General features: G+C 69.8%; 3 protein-coding genes and 1 pseudogene. All 4 read left to right on the top strand.

Translation table 11 applies throughout. From position 1 onward, the window contains the following. Positions 1 to 167 precede the first annotated feature (167 nt). On the top strand, positions 168 to 1583 hold the full coding sequence (locus ACT4N8_RS12595) for a UDP-N-acetylmuramoyl-L-alanyl-D-glutamate--2,6-diaminopimelate ligase (RefSeq protein ID WP_444858473.1): 1416 nt from the start codon (positions 168 to 170) through the stop codon (positions 1581 to 1583). After that, the gene (locus tag ACT4N8_RS12590; protein WP_444858472.1) at positions 1580 to 2956 is read left to right on the top strand and encodes a UDP-N-acetylmuramoyl-tripeptide--D-alanyl-D-alanine ligase; all 1377 of its coding nucleotides are present in this window, start codon (positions 1580 to 1582) and stop codon (positions 2954 to 2956) included. Before ACT4N8_RS12595 ends, ACT4N8_RS12590 begins: the two co-directional genes overlap by 4 nt. Further along, the gene (gene mraY, locus ACT4N8_RS12585; RefSeq protein WP_444858471.1) at positions 2956 to 4026 is read left to right on the top strand and encodes a phospho-N-acetylmuramoyl-pentapeptide-transferase; all 1071 of its coding nucleotides are present in this window, start codon (positions 2956 to 2958) and stop codon (positions 4024 to 4026) included. Before ACT4N8_RS12590 ends, mraY begins: the two co-directional genes overlap by 1 nt. Then, positions 4023 to 4387 (top strand): annotated as a pseudogene (locus ACT4N8_RS12580) (UDP-N-acetylmuramoyl-L-alanine--D-glutamate ligase); the annotation flags it as partial. The gene mraY and the pseudogene ACT4N8_RS12580, both read left to right, overlap by 4 nt.

Here is a 4387-nt window from a genome sequence, read left to right as displayed (position 1 = left end):
CGTCCCACCGAAGCGAACAGCTTCGTCACCACCGCCGCCTATACCGCCGCGCCGATCGTCTCGCGGGTGATCGCGCGCGCCGGCCCGCTGCTCGGAGTCATTCCGAGCGAAACCCGCGACATCGATGTTTCGGGGCTGATGCCGGCGCCCGAAACGCCGGCGCCCTGATGCGGCTGGGGACGCTGACCGGAAGCGAGGACCCGACGAGCGTGACCGGCTTTGCGATCGATCACCGGAAAGTGGCGCCGGGCACGGTGTTCGGCGCCTTCGCCGGGACCCGCTTCAACGGCGAGGATTTCATCGCCGACGCGGTCCGCTCGGGCGCGATCGCCGTGGTCGCGCGGCCCGAGGCGCGAGTCGAGGGCGCCGCCCACATCGCCGCCGATGAGCCCCGGCGGGACTTCGCCCGCCTCGCCGCCAAATTCTTCCAGCCCTTCCCGAAGACGGTCGTCGCGGTCACCGGCACGAACGGCAAGACCTCCAACGTCGAACTCTGCCGTCAGCTCTGGCGGATGGCGGGCCACCCCTCGGCGAGCATCGGCACCCTGGGCGTCACCACGGCCGACGATCAGGTGACGACCGGCCTCACCACGCCCGACATCGTCACCTTCCTCTCCAACATGGCCGGGCTCGAGCGGATGGGGATCACCCACGCCGCGTTCGAGGCCTCGAGCCACGGTCTCGCCCAGTACCGCACCGAGGGCCTGCCGGTCCGGGCTGCGGCTTTTACGAATTTCAGCCGCGACCATCTCGACTATCACGGGACGATGGAAGCGTATTTCGAAGCGAAGATGCGGCTGTTCGAGGAGGTCGTCGAGCCGGACGGCACGGCCGTGATCTGGATGGACGATCCCAAATCGGCCGAGGTGCTCGCGCGCTGCGCGGCGCGCGGCCTCGCCACGCTCACCGTCGGCAAGGCAGGGGAGACGCTGAGGCTCGTGGAGCGCGAGACGACTCCGCTGGGGCAGAAGCTGACCGTCGAGGCGGACGGGCGGAGTCATGTCGTGACGCTGGCGCTGATCGGCGCCTATCAGGCCGCCAACGCGCTCACCGCCGCGGGTCTGGTGATTGCGACCGGCGGCGACCTCCAGGCGACGATGGCCAGCCTCTCCCGAGTCCATCCCGTGCGCGGGCGGCTCGAACGGGCAGTGCTCACCCACGCCGGCGCGCCCATCTATGTCGATTATGCCCACACGCCCGACGCGATTGAATCCGCGATCGAGGCGCTGCGTCCGCACGCCAGGGACCGGCTGATCATCGTCTTCGGCGCGGGCGGCGACCGCGACGTCGGCAAGCGCGCCGAGAAGGGCGCGGTCGCCGCCCGGCTCGCCGACCTCGTCATCGTCACCGACGACAATCCGCGCAGCGAGGATCCAGCCGAGATTCGCCACGCCATCCTGACCGGCGCCCCCGCCGCGACCGAGGTCGCAGGGCGTCGCGAGGCGATCCAGGCCGCGGTCGCCGAGGCGGGGCCGGGCGACATCATCCTGCTCGCCGGCAAGGGCCACGAGCAGGGCCAGATCGTCGGCGACCAGGTTCTGCCCTTCGACGACGTCAGCGTGGCGCGGGAGTGCGCCGCATGAGCTTGTGGACCTCCCATGAGATCGCCGAAGCGACCGCTGGCGTGGCCAGCGCGGATTTCGCCGTCACCGGCGTCGCCTTCGATTCGCGCGAGATCGGCCCGGGCGACCTCTTCATCGCGATGAAGGGCGAGGCGACCGACGGCCACAAGTTCCTCGATCAGGCGTTCGCCGCGGGCGCCGCCGGCGCGGTGGTGAGCGAGGAGACGGAGCACCCGCACGTCCGCGTTGCCGACACGTTCGAAGCGCTCAATGCGCTCGGCCGCGCCTCGCGGGCGCGGACGCTGGCGAAGGTGATCGGCGTTACCGGCTCGGTCGGCAAGACCGGGACCAAGGAGGCGCTTTACGCCGCGCTCGACCGCTTCGCGCCGGGCCGCGCGCACCGTTCGGTCAAGAGCTACAACAACCACACCGGCGTGCCCTTGAGCCTCGCCCGCATGCCGCGCGACGCGCGCTTCGGCGTGTTCGAGATGGGCATGAACCATGCCGGCGAGCTCGCGACCTTGACCCGATTGGTGCGGCCGCACGTCGCGATCGTCACCGCGATCGCCCCGGCGCACCGCGAATTCTTCGCCAGCGAGGAGGAGATCGCCGACGCCAAAAGCGAGATTTTCTCCGGGCTCGAGCCGGGCGGCACCGCGGTCATCCCCTATGACAGCCCGCACCGCGACCGGCTGATCGCGGCGGCGAAGCCTCATGCGGCGCGGATCGTCACCTTCGGCCAGGGGGAGGGCGCCGACGTGCGCGCCGCCTATGTCGTGCGCGGGCCCAAGGGCGGCTCGATGGTCACCGCGGCTCTGCCCGGCGGCCAGCTCAGTTTCACGATCCGCCAGCCGGGTCTGCACTGGATCGACAACAGCCTCGCCGTGCTGGCGGCGGTCGAGGCGGTCGGCGGCGACCTCGCTCAGGCCGGGCTCGCGCTCGCCGATCTCGAAGGCCTCAAGGGCCGCGGCGCGCGGCTCCAGGTCCCGGTCGAAGGCGGTGCGGCCTTGCTCATCGACGAAAGCTACAATGCCAATCCGGCCTCGATGGCGGCGACCCTGAAGGTGCTCGCCGAGGAGAAAGTGGCCGGGCGCCGCATCGCCGTGCTCGGCGCGATGCGCGAGCTGGGCGAGGGCAGCGAAGCCTATCATGCCGCGCTCGCCGTGCCGGTCGCGGCCGCCGGAGTCGATTATGCGATCCTCGTCGGCGAGGAGATGAAAAGCCTCGCGAAAGCCCTTGGCGCGGGCACCGAAATGGCGCATGTGCCCGACGCGGCGGCCGCCATCGCCCTTGCGCGCGAAGCGATCGGGCCGGGCGATGCCGTGCTCGTCAAGGGATCCAACTCCATCGGACTTGCCGCCCTCGTCGAGGCGCTGGCGAGCGGGAAAAGCTGATGTTTCTTTGGATTGCCGAGCAATTGGGTTTCCCGGGGGTGTTGAACCTCTTCCGCTACATCACTTTTCGCGCCGGCGCCGCCACCGCGACCGCCTTGCTGCTCGGCCTGATCATCGGGCCCAAGTTCATCGGCTGGCTGCGCGTCCGGCAGGGCAAGGGCCAGCCGATCCGCGACGACGGCCCGCAAAGCCATCTCGCCAAGCGCGGCACGCCGACCATGGGCGGGCTGATGATCCTGACCTCGCTCACCGTCGCGATGCTGCTCTGGATGGACTTCGAGAACCGCTTCCTCTGGGCCTGCCTGTTCATCACCGTCGGCTTCGGTGCGATCGGCTTCCTCGACGATTACGACAAGGTGAAGAAGCGGCACCACAAGGGCGTGTCGGGCAAGATGCGCCTCGCCGCCGAGTTCGTCGTCGCGGGGATCGGCTGCTGGATCATCACCTGGGGTCACGAAACCTCGCTTTACATTCCGTTCTACAACGGGCCGGTGATCGATCTCGGGCCCTTCTACATCGTCTTCGCCGCCTTCGTCGTGGTCGCCTTCGGCAACGCCGTGAACCTGACCGACGGGCTGGACGGGCTCGCGACCATGCCGGTGATCATCGCCGCGCTCGCCTTCCTCGCCATCGCCTATCTGGTCGGCAACGCGGTCTTCGCCCGCTATCTCGGCATCCCGCACGTGCTCGGCGTCGGAGACCTCACCGTGCTCTGCTCGGCGATCGTCGGGGCGGGCCTCGCCTTCCTCTGGTTCAACGCGCCGCCCGCCGCGGTCTTCATGGGCGACACCGGCAGCCTCGCGCTGGGCGGCGCCCTGGGCGCGATCGCGGTGGCGACGCGGCACGAGATCGTGCTCGGCATCATCGGCGGCCTGTTCGTGGTCGAGGCCTTGAGCGTGATCATCCAGGTCGTCGTCTACAAGCGCACCGGCAAGCGGGTCTTCCGGATGGCGCCGATCCATCACCATTTCGAGCAACTGGGCTGGTCCGAGCCGACCGTGGTGATCCGCTTCTGGATCATCGCCTTCGTCCTCGCTCTGGCCGGGCTCGCGACGTTGAAGCTGAGATGATCACGAGCTCCGCCTTCGCCGGCAAACGCTACGCCGTCCTCGGCCTCGCCCGTTCGGGCCTGGCCACGGTCGAGGCACTGCTCGCCAGCGGCGCCGAAGTCACGGCGTGGGACTATCGCGAGGAGGCGCGCGAGGCCGTCGCTGGTAAGGCGCAACTCGCCGACCCGCTCGAAATCGCCCTCGCCGGCTATGACGGCGTCGTCGTCTCGCCGGGCGTGCCGCTCAACACCCATCCGATCGCCGCCAGGGCGCGCGCGGCGGGCGTGCCCGTGATCGGCGACATCGAGCTTTTCGCGCAGGCGCGGACGTCGCTGCCGCCGCACAAGGTGGTCGGGATCACCGGCACCAACGGCAAGTCGAC

This window comes from Sphingosinicella sp., assembly GCF_052387495.1.
Lineage (GTDB): Bacteria > Pseudomonadota > Alphaproteobacteria > Sphingomonadales > Sphingomonadaceae > Allosphingosinicella.
Note: the sequence above shows the minus strand (reverse complement) of the source record. Positions and strands in the feature narration are given on the sequence as shown.

What these genes read in the sequence shown, in the direction of transcription:
- mraY (WP_444858471.1), top strand. Translation starts at nt 2,956, where the DNA reads ATGTTTCTTTGGATTGCCGAGCAATTGGGTTTCCCGGGGGTGTTGAAC.
- ACT4N8_RS12590 (WP_444858472.1), top strand. Translation starts at nt 1,580, where the DNA reads ATGAGCTTGTGGACCTCCCATGAGATCGCCGAAGCGACCGCTGGCGTG.
- ACT4N8_RS12595 (WP_444858473.1), top strand. Translation starts at nt 168, where the DNA reads ATGCGGCTGGGGACGCTGACCGGAAGCGAGGACCCGACGAGCGTGACC.